General features: G+C 72.1%; 12 protein-coding genes. All 12 read right to left on the minus strand.

Going from position 1 to position 15,881, the window contains the following annotated elements:
* Window positions 1-31 precede the first annotated feature (31 nt).
* On the minus strand, window positions 32-1,546 hold the full coding sequence (locus ABKW28_RS10550) for a mannitol dehydrogenase family protein (protein WP_348609119.1): 1,515 nt from the start codon (window positions 1,544-1,546) through the stop codon (window positions 32-34).
* Window positions 1,543-2,502: a carbohydrate ABC transporter permease gene (locus ABKW28_RS10555; RefSeq protein ID WP_348609122.1), complete on the minus strand. Its 960-nt coding sequence runs from the start codon at window positions 2,500-2,502 to the stop codon at window positions 1,543-1,545. Before ABKW28_RS10555 ends, ABKW28_RS10550 begins: the two co-directional genes overlap by 4 nt.
* The gene (locus ABKW28_RS10560; protein ID WP_348609125.1) at window positions 2,499-3,503 is read right to left on the minus strand and encodes a sugar ABC transporter permease; all 1,005 of its coding nucleotides are present in this window, start codon (window positions 3,501-3,503) and stop codon (window positions 2,499-2,501) included. The genes ABKW28_RS10555 and ABKW28_RS10560 overlap by 4 nt, the downstream gene beginning before the upstream one ends.
* A gap of 102 nt (window positions 3,504-3,605) precedes the next feature.
* Window positions 3,606-4,970 carry a sugar ABC transporter substrate-binding protein gene (locus ABKW28_RS10565; protein WP_348609128.1) on the minus strand — a complete coding sequence of 455 codons (1,365 nt, stop codon included), beginning with the start codon at window positions 4,968-4,970 and terminating at the stop codon, window positions 3,606-3,608.
* 102 nt (window positions 4,971-5,072) lie between these two features.
* Window positions 5,073-5,834, minus strand: a complete 762-nt coding sequence (locus ABKW28_RS10570) for a DeoR/GlpR family DNA-binding transcription regulator (RefSeq protein ID WP_348609131.1) — start codon at window positions 5,832-5,834, stop codon at window positions 5,073-5,075.
* A 299-nt stretch (window positions 5,835-6,133) separates the two neighbouring features.
* On the minus strand, window positions 6,134-8,461 hold the full coding sequence (locus tag ABKW28_RS10575; protein ID WP_348609134.1) for an LUD domain-containing protein: 2,328 nt from the start codon (window positions 8,459-8,461) through the stop codon (window positions 6,134-6,136).
* Window positions 8,458-9,249, minus strand: a complete 792-nt coding sequence (locus ABKW28_RS10580) for a (Fe-S)-binding protein (protein WP_348609137.1) — start codon at window positions 9,247-9,249, stop codon at window positions 8,458-8,460. Before ABKW28_RS10580 ends, ABKW28_RS10575 begins: the two co-directional genes overlap by 4 nt.
* A complete protein-coding gene (locus ABKW28_RS10585) occupies window positions 9,249-10,727 on the minus strand; it encodes a rhamnulokinase family protein (protein WP_348609139.1) in 1,479 nt (492 codons plus the stop codon). Before ABKW28_RS10585 ends, ABKW28_RS10580 begins: the two co-directional genes overlap by 1 nt.
* Complete coding sequence (locus ABKW28_RS10590) at window positions 10,724-12,769, minus strand: bifunctional aldolase/short-chain dehydrogenase (RefSeq protein ID WP_348609142.1); 2,046 nt, start codon at window positions 12,767-12,769, stop codon at window positions 10,724-10,726. Before ABKW28_RS10590 ends, ABKW28_RS10585 begins: the two co-directional genes overlap by 4 nt.
* 28 nt (window positions 12,770-12,797) lie before the next feature.
* Window positions 12,798-13,976 carry an L-rhamnose isomerase gene (rhaI, locus tag ABKW28_RS10595; protein ID WP_348609144.1) on the minus strand — a complete coding sequence of 393 codons (1,179 nt, stop codon included), beginning with the start codon at window positions 13,974-13,976 and terminating at the stop codon, window positions 12,798-12,800.
* A gap of 59 nt (window positions 13,977-14,035) precedes the next feature.
* Complete coding sequence (locus ABKW28_RS10600) at window positions 14,036-14,371, minus strand: L-rhamnose mutarotase (RefSeq protein ID WP_341230482.1); 336 nt, start codon at window positions 14,369-14,371, stop codon at window positions 14,036-14,038.
* A gap of 8 nt (window positions 14,372-14,379) precedes the next feature.
* Window positions 14,380-15,849: an L-fucose/L-arabinose isomerase family protein gene (locus ABKW28_RS10605; RefSeq protein WP_341230481.1), complete on the minus strand. Its 1,470-nt coding sequence runs from the start codon at window positions 15,847-15,849 to the stop codon at window positions 14,380-14,382.
* Window positions 15,850-15,881 lie beyond the last annotated feature (32 nt).

A 15,881-nucleotide genomic window follows, 5' to 3' on the forward strand; every position in this document is an offset into this window, starting at 1 on the left:
GGGGTGGTGGCCCGGGGGCCTGGCCGCCCGGCTACGCCGACAGGCCGCCCACCCAGCGCCGCAGCGTCTCCTGCGCGCCCACCTCGTGCAGCAGCCGGCGGGCCTCGAGGTAGGGCCCGGTGAACCGGGCCTCGTCGGCGAGGGCGCCGAAGAGGTCGGGGTCGCGCAGGAAGGCCAGCGGGTCCTGGGCCTGCGCCTGGGCGCGGGCCAGCACGGCCTCGCGGCGCCGGTCGACGACGTCGATCGGCCGGCCCTGCTCGTCGACGCCCTCGGCGTAGCGCGACCACGCGGCCACCACGAGGGCGGCGTGCCTGACCTCGCCGCCGGCGGCGAGCCTCTCGCGGACCACCGGGAGCAGCCACTTGGGGATGCGGTCGGAGCTCTCGGCGCACAGCCGGGCCAGCGTGTCGCGGACCTCGGGGTTCGCGAACCGCTCGACGAGCTGGTGCCGGTAGGCGTCGAGGTCGACGCCGGGCAGCTCGGCCAGGGTCGGGCTGGCCTCCTGCTCCATGTAGCCGAGCAGGAATCGCTCGAAGAGCGGGTCGGCCGACGCCTCGTGCGCGTAGGTGTAACCCGCCAGCGCACCGAGGTAGGCCAGCGCCTGGTGCCCGGCGTTGAGCAGCCGCAGCTTCATCAGCTCGTACGGCGTCACGTCGGGCACGACCTGCACCCCCACGTCCTCCAGCGCAGGCCGCCCCAGCGGGCCGAAGTCGTCCTCGAGCACCCACTGGGTGAAGGGCTCGCAGACCACCGGCCACGCGTCGGAGACCCCCCACCGCGCCGCGAGGTCCTCGCGGTCGTCGTCGGTGGTGACCGGGGTGATCCGGTCGACCATCGAGCTCGGGAAGCGCACCTCGGCGGCGATCCAGTCGGCCAGGTCGGGGTCGCGCAGCCGGGCGAAGGCGGTGATCATCCGGCTGGCCACGTGACCGTTGCCCTGGATGTTGTCGCACGACATCACGGTGAACGGCGGCGTCCCGGCGGCCCGGCGGCGCGCGAGCGCCTCCACGACGTACCCGAACGCGGTGACCGGCAGCTCGCCCGGGCCGGCCCGCAGGTCGCGCTGCAGGCCGATGTCGTCGGGGTCGAGCTCCCCGGTGACCTGGTGGACGTGGTAGCCACCCTCGGTCACGGTCAGCGACACGATGCGGGTGCTGGCGTCGGCGAGCAGGTCGAGCACCCTGGCCCCCTGCTCGGGCGCGAAGAGGTAGTCGACCATCGCCCCGACGACACGCGGCTCGCGCGAGCCGTCGGGGTGCTTGACCACGACCGTGTAGAGGTTGTCCTGCGCGGCCATCGCGTCGGCCATCGCGACGTCGCCGGGCATCAGCCCGACGCCGGTGACGGCCCAGTCGAGCGCCTCGCCCCGGTTCATCAGCGCGTCGAGGTACATCGCCTGGTGTGCGCGGTGGAAGCCGCCCACCCCGAGGTGGGCGATCCCGTGCCGCAGGCGACCGCGGTCGTACGACGGCACCGGCAGCCGGTCGGCGAGCCGGGACAGCGAGTCCTGGCCCAGCGCGGTGGCGGCGGAGGCCGGCAGGCTCACTTGACCGCTCCCAGCGACAGGCCCCGCACCAGCTTGTCCTGGGCCGCGAAGCCGGCGATCATCACCGGCAGCGAGACCAGGGTCGCGGCCGCGCACAGCTTGGCCAGGAACAGCCCCTGGCTGGAGATGAACCCGACCAGGAAGATCGGCGAGGTCGAGGAGACCGTGGCCGTCAGGTTCACCGCGAACATGAACTCGTTCCAGCTGAAGATGAAGCAGATCAGCGCGGTCGCGGCCAGGCCCGGGGAGGCCATCGGCGTCACGATGCTCCACACCGTGCGCAGGAAGCCTGCGCCGTCGACCTGCGCCGCCTCGAGGATCTCGGGCGGGATCTCGGCCAGGAACGACTGCATCATCCACACCGCGATCGGCATGTTCATCGCCGTGTAGAGCACGACCAGCGTGTAGATGTTGTCGAGCCCCCCGATCTGCTTGACGATCAGGTAGACCGGCAGCAGCGCCGCGATCGGCGGCAGGAACTTGGTGGAGAGGAAGAAGAACATCACGTCGGTCCACTTCTCCACCGGCCGGATCGACAGCGCGTACGCCGCCGGCACCGCCAGGACCAGCACCAGCAGCGTCGAGACCCCGCTGGCGATGGCGGAGTTGATCAGGAAGGTGCTGGCACCGCGGTCGAAGACTGCCGCGTAGTTGTCGAAGCTGAGCGGCGCGAAGATCGACGGCGGGTTGGTCGCCGCGTCGGACTCCTGGTGCAGCGAGGTCAGGACCATCCAGACCACGGGGGCGACGAAGAGCAGGGTCAGCACCCAGGCGAGGGTGGCCCAGCGCCAGCCGGCCCGGTCGCCGTCGCCGCTGTTCCTGCGGGCGCGGCGCCGCTTCTGGGCCGGGGGCGGGGCGACACCGGAGGCGACGTCGCCGGGAGCGGCCCCGTGGGAGTCGAGGGTGCCGGCCGGGTAGCGGCTGCCGGCGGTCTGGTCGGGGGCGCGTGTGCTCATCGGCTGTGCTCCTCGCTGAAGAGGGACGAGATGACCCGGAGGGCGAAGGTCGCCACGACGATGGATCCGATGACGACCACGACACCGGCCGCGGCGGCCTCGCCGTACTCGAACTTGCGGAACAGGGTCAGGTAGATCTCGTAGGGCAGGTTGGTCGTCGCCGAGCCGGGCCCACCCTGGGTGATGGTGAAGATGGCGTCGAAGGTCTGCAGCACGTAGATCGAGCCGAGCAGGATGGACAGCTCGATGTAGCGGCGCAGGTGCGGCAGCGTGATGTAGCGGAAGGTCTGGATGCCCGAGGCACGGTCGATCTTGGCGGCCTCGACCACGTCGCCGGGCTGCGACTGCAGGCCGGCGAGCAGGATCAGCATCATGAACGGCGTCCACTGCCACACCAGCGCGGCGATGACCGCCGGCATCGGGGTCGTGGACACGTAGTCGATGACCGGGCCCTCCTCGGCCCCGAAGAGCCGCCACACCCAGTTCAGGGCGCCGTTGAACAGCCCGTAGTCGGGGTTGTAGAGGGCGTGCTTCCAGATCAGCGCGGAGGCCACCGGCATCACCAGGAACGGCGCGATCAGCAGCGTGCGGGCCAGGCCGCGGCCCGGGAACCTGCGGTCGAGCAGGATCGCGAGGACCAGGCCGAGCACGAGGCTGATCAGGACCACCGAGACGGTGAGCACCATGGTGTTGACCACGGCGTCGCGCAGCCGGCTGTCGGTGAAGACGGTGCGGTAGTTGTCGAACCCGGCGAACGAGCTGTAGTTGCCCATCCCCAGGAAGTTCTTGCTGCCCGGCTGCAGCACGTTCCAGTTGAGCGTCGAGATGACGATCGTCAGGAGGAACGGCAGCTGGGTGACGATGATGGTGAAGATCAGTGCCGGCAGCAGGGGCCCGCGTCGGCGCCACTTCTGCCCTCGGCTGAGCTCGTGGCGGGGCGGGCGGGAGCGCTGGCCGGATCGGACCTGCTCCTTCGGCTCCGGGGTGGCGGTGGCACTCATGTGTCCTCCGGTCGGACGGTGCGAGGTGGTGCGGGACGGACGTCGGCGAGCCGACGTCGGGGCCCGGGCGGACCGGCGCCTGCCGGCCCGCCCGAGCGTGTGTCAGCGGTAGTCGGCCGCGGCTTCCTCGGCGAGCTCCTGGCCCTGGGCCAGCGCCTGCTCGACCGTGCCGTTGCCGGCGATCACCGCGGAGATCTCCTGCGAGACCTTGGTGCCGAGGTCGGCGAACTCGGGGATGCCGACGAACTGCACGCCCACGGTCGGACGGGGCTGCACCCCGGGGTCGGTGGGGTCGGCCTCCTCGATCGACTGCAGCGTGATCGGGCCGAAGTCACCGGCGGCATCCTGGTACTCCGGGATCTCGTAGGTGCTGGCCCGCTTGCCGGCCGGCACCCGGGACCAGCCCAGCTCCTCGCCCACCAGCTCCTCGTACTCCGAGGAGGTGGCCCACTTCATGAATTCCGCGGCCGCGTCCGAGTTCTCCGTGGTCTCGGGCATCGCCCACGACCAGGTCCACAACCAACCGCTGGAGTCGGTCTCCTTGACCGGGGCGAAGGCGTAGCCGACCTTGCCCGCGACGTTGCTCACCGCGGGGTCCTCCAGCGAACCGGCGGCCGAGGTGGCGTCGTACCACATCGCCACCTTGCTCTGGCTCATCGCGTTGAGGCACTCGGTGAAGCCCGACTGGGAGGCGCCCGCCTGACCGTGCTCGCTGACCAGGTCGACGTAGAACTGCACGGCCTCGGTGAACTCCGGGCTGTCGACCTGGGCCTCCCAATCCTCGGTGTACCAGGTGCCGCCGAAGGTGTTGACGACCGTGGTGAGCGGGGCGAACAGCTCACCCCACCCGGGCAGACCACGCAGGCAGATGCCGCGCATGCCCGGCTGGGACCGGTCGACCTCGGCAGCGATCTCAGCGACCTCGTCCCAGGTGGGCCGCTCGGGCATCTCGAGGCCCTGCTTCTCCATGACGTCCTTGCGGTACATCAGGAACGACGACTCGCCGTAGAACGGGAGCGCGTAGAGCTGGTCGTCGACCGACAGCGACTCGACCATCGGGTCGAGCAGGTCGTCGACGGCGTACTCGTCGTCACCCTCGACGTACTCGTCGAGGGACTTGAGCCAGCCGTTCTGCGCCCAGATCGGCACCTCGTAGGCGCCCACCGAGACCACGTCGTACTGGCCGGCGCCGGTGGCGACGTCCTGGGTGACCTTGTCGCGCAGCTCGTTCTCGGGGAGCACCGTGTAGTTGACCTCGATGCCGGTGTCGGCGGTGAAGGTGTCCTCGGTGATCTGCTGGATGTCCTGCATCTGCGGGTTGCCGACCATCAGGACGGTGATGGCGCCACCCTCGCCGTCGGTGCCGGCCTCGCCGCCGCCTCCGGCGCCGGCACAGCCGCTGAGTACGAGTCCTGCCACCGCCGGAGCGATGGCTGCTGCGGCGAGCCGCCTCTTCGTGATGCTCATCTGGGTCCTCCCTGGGGTCGTGCGTGTCCGATCGAGCACCGGCCACGGGCGTGGCCGGCAGGCCGACCGTCGACGACGGCCAGCGGGGTGGGGATGTGCGGGCTAGGCGCGCACCACGTGGGGTCCGAGCGCGGCATAGCGGTGCGCCTCGGTGGCGCTGAGGCCCGTGTCGGTGACCAGGACCTCGAAGTCGGCGACGTGTGCGAAGCGGCAGAAGCTCGAGACGCCGAACTTCTTGTGGATGCCGACGAAGACGCGGCGCCGCGAGCGCTGGACGACCCGCCCCTTGACCGCGGCCACGGCCGGGTCGGGGGTGGTCAGCCCGTGCTCACGGGTCACGCCGTTGGCGCCGAGGATGGCCAGGTCGATGACCAGGTCGGCGAGCATGTGGGTGGCCCAGTGGTCGACGGTGGCCATGGTCCGACCACGCACCCGTCCCCCGAGCATCAGGACGGTCACCTCGGGGCGGGCCGCCAGCGCGGTGGCGGTCAGCAGCGACGACGTGACGATGGTCAGCGGGCCGTCGGGGCGCAGCGCCTCGGCCACCAGCTGGGGGGTGACGCCCTCGTCGACGTAGACCGTCTCCGCGCCGTCGAGGTGCTGGGCGGCCGCGGTCGCGATGCGGCGCTTCTGGTCGAGACCGCTGGCGCTGCGGGTGGCGACGTCGGTCTCGTAGCCGGCGCTCTCGACGGGGTAGGCCCCGCCGTGCACCCGCTGCAGCACGCCGCGGTCGACGAGGTGGCGCAGGTCGCGGCGCACGGTCTCGGGCGCCACCCCCAGCTCGGCGGCCAGGCCGCCGACCTCGACGCGCCCCGACGACCGGGCCCGCTCGAGGATCTCGCGGTGGCGTCTGGTGGCCTCCATCGCGTCCATCTCCCCTCGACCGCTCGGGCTGGTGTCCCCGGTGCTGCTGTCGATCTGTGACTGGTGTCACAGGCTCGTGACAACCATGGTGCGCCCGCTGTCCACCATCTGACCAGCCCGATCGGGCGGTCGCGGATGCCCGAGTGCTGCCCACTTCGATCGCTCGAAGCCGCACTGCTGCGCACATCTCGGCGCCGCCCCCGTCCGGAACCGGCCGTCCGGGCCGCCCGGATGTCCGTTCGGTGCCCGGTCGGGCGTGCCGGCCCTCACGGCCGGGCGCCCGGTGCAGCGGGTTGTCCTCAGCCCACCGGGTCGACCAGCAGCACGTGCAGCCGGCGAGGGCCGTGCACCCCCTCGACACGGTCGAGCTCGATGTCACTGGTGGCCGAGGGCCCGCTGATCCAGGTCAACGCGCGCCCCGCGCGCACCGCGGAGGCAAGCCGGTCGACGGCGTCGGGGACGTCGGGCACGACCTGGTCGGCGCGCACCACCACGATGTGGCGGTCGGGCACCAGGCTCAGGGCCCGGCGGCCCTGGCCCGGCCCGTGGTCGAGCACGATCGTGCCGGTCTCGGCGATCCCGGCGCTGGCGGTGGTGAGCACCGCGTCGACGCGGTCGAGGTCGGCGGCCGACAGGTGGTCGTCAGGCATCCCGCGCTCCCCCAGCGCCTCGAGGAGCGCCTCGTCGAGCCCGTCAGGTACGACGACCCGGTCGGTCGGCGCGAGCAGGCCGGCGACGTGGGCGGCCAGGTCGGCGGCCGTCACCCGCTCCACCACGGCGCGGTAGTCGGCCACCCGCTCGGCGAACAGGTCGAGCACCTGGGCGGGCGTGCCCGCGGGACCGGCCGGCGCCGGGACCGGCTCGGGCGTGGGGACGACCCCCGTCAGCGCCGCACGCACCCGGTCGAGCACCTCGGCGCGGGCGCCGGTCGGGTCGGCCGGGTAGCGGTGAGCTGGCAACTGTTCCGGCTCCGGGACCGGTTGCTGGCCCACCGCCGGGGCGGGCTCAGCGGCGGGCGGCTCGGGCGGCGGTGCCTCAGCAACCGGACTGCTGGGCAGGCCGGTTGCCTGCTCACCGCCGACCCCGGGGCCGGCGCCGGCGCCGGGCTCGGTGCGGCCGCCGTCGGTGCGGGCCCACCAGGCCCGGAACGACTCGCGGGGTGGGGCGGGCAGGTCGCGGGCGCCGGTCCAGGCTGCGGCGCCCGGGCCGGGCAGGCGTCCCGCCGCGGGGCGACCGCCCGGCAGCGTCGTACGCGACAGGCGCGCCAGGACCCGCCCCGAAAGACCGGAGGCCTTCTCGACCAGGCCCAGCCGCGAGGCGTCGGAGAAGGCCCAGGCGGCGGCCTTCATGGCCAGCGCCTCCGCCTTCGGCACCCGGTCGCCGCGGTGGGAGTCGACGACCTTGGAGCGCAGGTGCACCAGCACCTCGGGGATGTCGATGCGCACCGGGCAGGCCTCGAAGCAGGCCCCGCACAGCGACGAGGCGTAGGGCAGCGAGTCGGTCTGGGCCCGGGCCCTGGCGTCGGGCTCCTGGGGATCGGCCAGCAGCGGGTTGAGGATCGCCCCGATCGGGCCCGGGTAGACCGAGCCGTAGGCGTGGCCGCCGGTGCGCTCGTAGACGGGGCAGACGTTGAGGCAGGCCGAGCAGCGGATGCAGCGCAGCGCCTGGCGGCCGGTGTCGTCGGCCAACGCACGGGTGCGGCCGTTGTCCAGCAGCACCACGTGCACCTCCCGCGGCCCGTCCGCGCCGCCGTCGGGGTCGGTGACCCCGGACCAGGTCGATGTGTAGGGGTTCATCCGCTCCCCGGTCGAGGAGCGCGGCAACAACCGCAGCAACGGGTCGAGCTCGGCCCAGGTCGGCACCACCTTCTCGATCCCGACGACCGAGACGAGCACCTCGGGCAGGGTCAGGCACATCCGCCCGTTGCCCTCCGACTCCACCACCACGAGGGTGCCGGTCTCCGCGACCGCGAAGTTGGCGCCCGAGACCCCCACCTTCGCGCGCAGGAACTTCTCGCGCAGGTGGTCGCGTGCCGCCCCGGCCAGCACGGCCGGCTCGTCGGACAGGTCCGCCGGCGCGGGGCGGCCGACCTCGGCCATCCGGCGCAGGAAGATCTCACGGATCTCGGCGCGGTTGCGGTGGATCGCCGGCACCAGGATGTGCGAGGGCAGGTCCTCGCCCAGCTGCACGATCAGCTCGGCCAGGTCGGTCTCCCACGCCGCGATCCCCTGCGCCTCCAGCGCCTCGTTGAGCCCGATCTCCTGGGTGGCCATCGACTTCACCTTGACCACCTCGTCGGCCCCGTGGGCCCGCGCGACCTCCACGACGACCGCGTTCGCCTCCGCGGCATCACGCGCCCAGTGCACGGTCGCACCGGCCGCGGTCAGCGTGCGCTCCAAGGTCTCCAGGTGGGTGGCCAGGTCGTCGAGGGCACGCTGCTTGACCGCCGCCCCGGCCAGGCGCAGGTCCTCCCAGATCCCCGCCTGCTCCAGCTCGCCCACCACCGCGGCACGCTTGCCCCGGATCACCCCCGTCGCGTGCGCCAGGTTGTGGCGCAGCTGGGTGTCGCCCAACGCAGCCCGTGCCGCCTCCGGGAAGGCCGGCATCCCCACGAACGTCCCGCTCACGACTGTCCCTCCGTGCCCTCGGTCGCCGCCAGCACCTCGGCCAGGTGCACCACCCGCACCCCCGAGCGCTGCCGCGACAGCACTCCACCCACGTGCATCAGACAGCTGTTGTCACCGGCCACCAGCACCTCCGCGCCCGTCGAGCGCACATGACGCGCCTTGTCCGCACCCATCGCCACCGACGTGTCGGCGTTCTTGACCGCGAACGTCCCGCCGAAGCCGCAGCACTCCTCGGCCTTCGGCAGCTCCACCAGCCGCAACCCCCGCACCGCCTCCAGCAGCCGCCGAGGCCGGTCGCCCACCCCCAGCATCCGCAACGAGTGGCACGTCGGGTGGTAGGTCACCGTGTGCGGGAAGTACGCCCCCACGTCGGTCACCCCCAGCACGTCGACCAGGAACTCGCTCAGCTCGTACGTCGGTGGCGCCGCCGCCACCGCCCCCACCAGGCCCGGGTCGCTGCCGTTCGCGGCCCCGCGCCCGGCCACCAGCCCGTGCTGGTGACGCGCCGAGCCCGCGCACGACCCGCTCGGGGACACGATCGCGTCATACCCCGCGAACGCGTCGACATAGGTCCGCACCACGGGCACCGCCTCGTCGAGGTAGCCCGTGTTCACCATCGGCTGCGCACAGCACGTCTGCGCCGCCGGGAACTCCACCTCGCAGCCCAACCGCCGCAGCAGCCGCACCACCGCCCTGCCCGTCTCCGGGAACATCGCGTCGTTGACGCACGTGACCGACAGGGCTACTCGCATGGGACCACTCTCCGGGGCAGGGACGGTGCGTGTCATCAGTGCCGCGCCACGCGCGCCTCGGCAGCGTCCCAGTCGAGGCCGGGACGCGGCTCGAAGCGCCGCAGATCGTGCGTACGTCGCACCAGCGCCCGCATCGCCGCCAGGTCGGGCAGGTCGGCGCCGAGCGCTCGAGCCTGCACCAGCACGTTGCCCAGGGCCGCGGCCTCGGCGGGGCCGGCCAGGACCGGGAGCCCCAGTGCGTCGGCGGTGAGCTGGCACAGCAGGTGGTTCTGCGACCCGCCGCCCACCACGTGCACGACCTCGAAGGAGCGGCCCGAGAGCTCGGCGGCGCTGCGCAGGTGCCGGCGGTAGGCCAGCGCCAGGGAGTCGAGGATCGTGCGCGTCACCTCTGCCGGCGTCCGGGGCACCACCTCGCCCGCCTCGTGGGCCAGGGCACGGATGCGCGCGGGCATGTCACCCGGAGGGAGCAGCCGCGCGGCGTTGATGTCGACGACGGTGCGCAGGGGCGGCAGCCCCGCGGCTGCCGCGAGGAGCGTGGCCAGGTCGGCGTCGGCGACCCGCTCGTGCTGCCACTGGCGCACCGACTCCGAGAGCACCCACAGCCCCATCACGTTCTTGAGGAAGCGGATGGTCCCGTCGACACCGCCCTCGTTGGTGAAGTCCGCCAGCCGAGCGGCCTCGGTGAGCACCGGGGCGTCGAGCTCCAGCCCGACGAGCGACCAGGTGCCCGAGGAGATGTAGGCGACGTCGTCGCCCTCGGCCGGCACGCCGACGACCGCCGAGGCGGTGTCGTGCGAGCCCACGGCCACCACAGGCGTGCCCGGGTCGGCGCCGACCACGTCGGCCACCTCGGGCAGCAGGGGCCCGACCAGCGACCCGGGGTCGCGCAGCGGCGGCAGCACCGCCCACGGCAGGCCGACCCGCTTGGCCAGCTCGAGCGACCACTCCTGGGTCGTGACGTCGTAGAGCTGCGTGGTCGAGGCATTGGTGCGCTCGGCCCCGACCTCGCCGGTGAGCCAGTAGCCCAGCAGGTCGGGAAGCAGGAGCAGCGACTCCGCCGACTCCAGCGCGGCGGTCCCCCGGGCCGACACCAGCTGGTAGAGGGTGTTGAACGCCAGCTGCTGCAGACCGGTGATGGCGTACAGCTCGTCGGCGCCCACCTGCTCGAGGACCTGCGCCATGACGCCGTCGGTGCGCGCGTCGCGATGGCTGTAGGGGTTGCCCAGCAGCTGGCCGTCGCGGTCCAGGAGCCCGTAGTCGACCGCCCAGGAGTCGATGCCGATGCCGTCGAGGCGTCCGGTGCGGGCCACCCCGGCGACGCCGGCGAGCACCTCGCGGTGGATGCCGAGCACGTCCCAGTACAGCGCCCCACCGGCGCGCACCCCCCCGTTCGGGAAGCGGTGCACCTCGTCCAGTCGCAGGGTCGCCGGGGTGACGCTGCCGACCATGACCCGACCGCTCGTGGCGCCCAGGTCGACGGCCGCGACACGCACCCCGGCGCCCCCGCCCCTCATCGGAGGAAGGCCGCGGCGACGCCTGCGTCGACCGGGATGTGCAGGCCGGTGGTGTGCGTCATCTCGGGCCCGCACAGCACGAACACCGCGTTGGCGATGTTCTCGGGCAGCACCTCGCGCTTGAGGATGGTGCGCTGGGCGTAGAACTTGCCCAGGTCCTCCTCCTCGACGCCGTAGACCGCGGCCCGGTTGGCGCCCCAGCCCGAGGCGAAGATTCCCGAGCCCTGCACGACGCCGTCGGGGTTGACGCCGTTGACCTTGACACCGTGGGCGCCCAGCTCGGCCGCCAGGAGCCGCACCTGGTGGGCCTGGTCGGCCTTGGTGGCCGAGTAGGCGATGTTGTTGGGGCCGGCGAAGACGGAGTTCTTCGACGAGATGTAGACGATGTCGCCGCCCATCTCCTGCTCGATCAGGACCTTGGCCGCGGCCTTGGACACCAGGAACGAGCCCTTGGCCATCACGTCGTGCTGCAGGTCCCAGTCGGCCTCCGTGGTCTCGAGCAGCGACTTCGACAGCGAGAGCCCGGCGTTGTTGACGACCAGGTCGAGCCCGCCGAAGGCGAGCACCGCGGCATCGACCATCGCCTGGACGGCGTCGGCCTTGCTGACGTCGGCGGCCACACCGACCGCGACGTCGGGACCGCCGATCTCGGCGGCGGCCGCCTGGGCCCTGGCCAGGTCGAGATCGGCGACGACCACGCAGGCCCCCTCGGCGGCGAGCTTCTGCGCCGTGGCCTTGCCGATGCCGCCGGCGGCGCCCGTGACCAGGGCGATGCGGGTGGCGAGCGGCTTCGGCTTCGGCATCCGCTGCAGCTTGGCCTCCTCCAGCGCCCAGTACTCGATGCGGAACTTCTCGGCCTCGTCGATAGGGGCGTACGTCGAGAGCCCCTCGGCACCGCGCATCACGTTGATGGCGTTGGTGTAGAACTCGCCAGCCACGCGGGCGGTCTGCTTGTCCTTGCCGAAGCTGAACATGCCCACGCCCGGCACCAGCACGATGAGCGGGTCGGCGCCGCGGATGGCGGGCGAGTCGGGAGTGGCGTGGCGGTCGTAGTAGCCCTGGTAGTCGTCGCGGTAGGCGCTCGCCAGCTCCTTGAGCCGGGCGATGCTCTCCTCCACGCCCGCGCCGGCGGGCAGGTCGAGCACGAGCGGCTTGACCTTGGTGCGCAGGAAGTGGTCGGGGCAGGAGGTGCCCAGCGCGGCCAGGCGGGGGTGCTCGGAGGCGGCCAGGAAGTCCAGCACCACGTCGGAGTCGGTGAAGTGGCCGACCATCGGGCGGTCGACGGAGGCGATGCCGCGGATGGTGGGGGCCAGGGCGGCGGCCTTGGCGCGACGCTCGTCCTGCGGCAGGGCGGCGTACCCGTCGAGGGCGGGGCCGAAGGGTTCGGCCCGCGAGTGCTCGGCGATGTGCGCCGCGGCGGTGTCGATGATCCACAACGAGTTCCGCTCGGCCTCCTCGGAGGTCTCGCCCCACGCGGTGATGCCGTGCCCGCCGAGGATGCAGCCGACCGCCTGCGGGTTCTTCTCCTTGATCTCGGCGATGTCGAGACCGAGCTGGAAGCCCGGACGGCGCCACGGCACCCAGACCACCCGGTCGCCGAAGATCGTGGCGGTCAGCTCCTGGCCGTCGGCGGCGGTGGCGATCGCGATGCCGGAGTCGGGGTGCAGGTGGTCGACGTGGGCGGCGTCGACGAGCCCGTGCATGGCGGTGTCGATCGAGGGTGCCGCGCCGCCCTTGCCGTGCAGGCAGTAGTCGAAGGCGGCGACCATCTCGTCCTCGCGCTCGACGCCGGGGTAGACGTCGACCAGCGCTCGCATCCGGTCCAGGCGGAGCACGGCCAGGCCCTTCTCGGCCAGGGTGCCCAGGTCGCCGCCGGAGCCCTTGACCCACAGCAGCTCGACGGGCTCGCCGGTGACCGGGTCGGTCTCGGTGCCCTTGGCCGAGGTGTTGCCGCCCGCGTAGTTGGTGTTCTTGGGGTCGGCGCCGAGGCGGTTGGAGCGCGCGATCAGCGCGGCTGCGGTGCTCGGGGTGGGGTTGGTCATGATGCCTCTCACGTCCTCTGGGGAAGGGTCAGTTCCAGCTGAGCTGGGTGCCGCCGACGCGGCTGGACTCGATCTGCTGCTGGTGTCCGGACTCGGCGTAGGCCCGCATCGGGTTCGCCGGCAGGCCGCGCTCCTCGCGCCAGGCAGCGAGGTCGGGGCGCACGTCGGTGCTGAAGGCGTCCATGAAGATCTCGTGCGCACCCAGGACGTCACCGGCCTCCTGGGCCGCACCCAACGCCTCGCGGTCGACCAGCAGCGCCCGGGCGGTCATCTCCTGCACGTTGAGGACCGAGCGGATCTGCCCGGGGATCTTCTTCTCGATGTTGTGGCACTGGTCGAGCATGAACGCGACGTCGCTGTGGCCGTCGGGGTTCGCCGGCCCGTAGCCACCGCCGCGGATCACCTCGAAGAGGATCCGGAAGAGCTGGAACGGGTCGGCCGAGCCCACGATGAGGTCGTCGTCGGCGTAGAAGCGCGAGTTGAAGTCGAAGGAGCCCAGCTTCCCGAGCCGCAGCAGCTGCATCACGATGAACTCGATGTTGGTGCCCGGCGCGTGGTGGCCGGTGTCGAGGCAGACCACGGCCCGCTCCCCCAGCGCGGCGACCTGGGCGTACGACGTGCCCCAGTCGGGCACGTCGGTGTGGTAGAACGCCGGCTCGAAGAACTTGTACTCCAGCACCAGCCGCTGCTCGGCGCCGATCCGGTCGTAGATCGTCGCCAGCGACTCGGCGAGCCGGTCCTGGCGTCCACGCAGGTCGGCCTGGCCCGGGTAGTTGCTGCCCTCGGCGAGCCAGATCTTCAGGTCCCGGCTGCCGGTCGCGTCCATCACGTCGATGCACTCGAAGTGGTGGTCGATCGCCTTCTGGCGGATCTTGGCGTCGGTGTGGGTCAGGGCGCCGAGCTTGTAGTCGTCGTCCTGGAAGGTGTTGGAGTTGATCGTCCCCAGGGCGACACCGTGCTCCTCGGCGTGCGCCCGCAGCGCCACCCAGTCGTCGGTGAGGTCCCACGGGATGTGCAGGGCCACGCTGGGCGCCAGCCCGGTGTACCGGTGCACGGTGGCGGCGTCGGCGATCTTCTCCTGCACCGAGCGCGGGGTGCCCGGGGTGCCGAAGACCTTGAAGCGGGTGCCGGAGTTGCCGAACGCCCAGGAGGGCAGCTCGATGGCCTGGCCCTCCAGCAGGGGTGCGATCTCGCTGAAGCGTGTCATGTCATTCTCCTAGTGAAACGTTACAAGTCAGGAGTGGCACCTGCCGCTCCTGGTTCCGCCTACCGCGCCAGCTGGTCCTCGAGGTGGAAGACCTCTCTCAGCCGCACGAAGCCGGTGTCGGGCCGTTCGGCACCCAGGTCGACGAAGAGGTCGGCCATCTCTGCCTGCCAGCGCGCATTGACCTCCGTGGTCTCCATCGCCGCCTGGGCCTGCGCCAGGTCGTCGACCTCGACGTAGCCGATCAGCAGGCCGTCGTCACGCAGGAAGAGGGAGTAGTTGCGCCAGCCGGCCTCGGCGAGCGCCTCGAGCATCTCGGGCCACACGGCCGCGTGCCGACGGGCGTACTCCTCGATGCGGTCGGGACGCACCTGGAGCTGGAAGCAGACACGGGGCACGTCGCGCCTCAGCCCATGCTCACGTGACGGTGCTCGAGGCCGAGCAGGCTGGCGGCCGCGCCCAGGTCGGCGGCGCGGTGGCCTACGCACAGCGCCCAGTGGTGACCGATGCCCGTCTGGCTCCAGGCGTCGACCCACTCCCCCGGGTCGCCCCCGAAGTCCACCCGTGAGGTCGTGTTGCCGATCTCCAGCAGTGGGCCCGGGACGACCTCCCCCTCCGAGGTGATGAAGCTGTAGCTGCCGTCGCGGTCCTGGCCGATGCCGAAGGTGGTCACCGGACCCTGCTGCACGTCGAACTCGACGCTGACGCCCCACCCGCGCTTGCCGTGGAAGACACCCAGTCCGCGCAGGAGCGGGTCGCGGGCGCTGACCGCGAGGTGGGCAGGACCGTCGTGGCCCATCTCGACGACCCCATCGCGGAAGTTGAGCGCCTGGATCTCGGTGAACGAGCCACCGGCCCCGATCGCCTGCGCCGCCACCTGGGCGATGGACGTGCGCAGCTCGTACTCGCCGGCCATCGGGAGGCCGCGGGCGGTCAGCAGCGAGGAGCCCAGGATCATCCCTGCCCCCAGGCGTTCGTGCTGCTCGCCGTCCAGACCGCGGTGGTAGTAGGCGACCGAGTCGAGGTCGAAGTCCTCGACCAGCCGGTCGAGGCCGACCGAGACACGCGCGCCCCAGGCGAAGTCCTCGTCGTCGACGGACCCGTCGAGCGTGAAGACCTGCCGGGCCAGCTCCATGCGCTCGGCGACCTCGGCACTGCTGACCTGGTCGACACGCACGCGCAGGTCGTCGAACTCGAGTACCTCGACGTGCGAACCGAAGGTCGTCGAGACCCCGGTCAGGTCCGTCGACACGTCGAGCATCCCTGGGTAGAGGTGGCCCATCAGACCGTGCCTGGCGTGACGCAGGCGGCCCCGGACGCCGGCGGCGTGGACCCACTGCTCGATCCGGCTCCATGCGCGCTCCTGCTTGAGGTGACCGGAGACCGAGCGGAACTCGATGCCGGCTCGCCGGAAGACGTTGCCCACCTCTGGGACCGGGCACTGACCGCAGTAGGCCAGCCACTCGCCGGTGCCGAAGGAGGCATGGTCCATCGCCTCGGTCGGTTGCAGGTCGATGACGAGCACCGGGGTGCCCGCGCGCTGTGCGATCGGGAGCACCATCGAGGCAGTGAGGTACGTGGTCAGGAAGATCACGATGAGGTCCGGGTCGGCGACCCGCAGCCTCTCACCCGCCGCGGCGGCCTCCTGCGCGTCCGACACGAACCCGACGTCGACCACGTCGGCGTCGAGCCGGTCGAACCGGTCGGCGACGTAGCGGGTCGACTCCTGCAGCTGGGGCAGCAGCTGGGGGAACTGGGGCCAGTACGCCGCCAGACCACCCGCGACGAGACCGATGCGCGTGCGCCGTCGGGTGAAGGGTGGCAGCAGCGCGGCCAGGTCGGCGGGTCGGGCGGCAGGGTCCACGGTGCTGGTCATGACACTCCTGGGTCGAGAGATCGCGCGGTGCG

Origin of the sequence: Nocardioides sp. 31GB23, assembly GCF_040012395.1 — a bacterium.
In the GTDB taxonomy this organism is placed as follows: Bacteria; Actinomycetota; Actinomycetes; order Propionibacteriales; family Nocardioidaceae; genus Nocardioides; species Nocardioides salarius.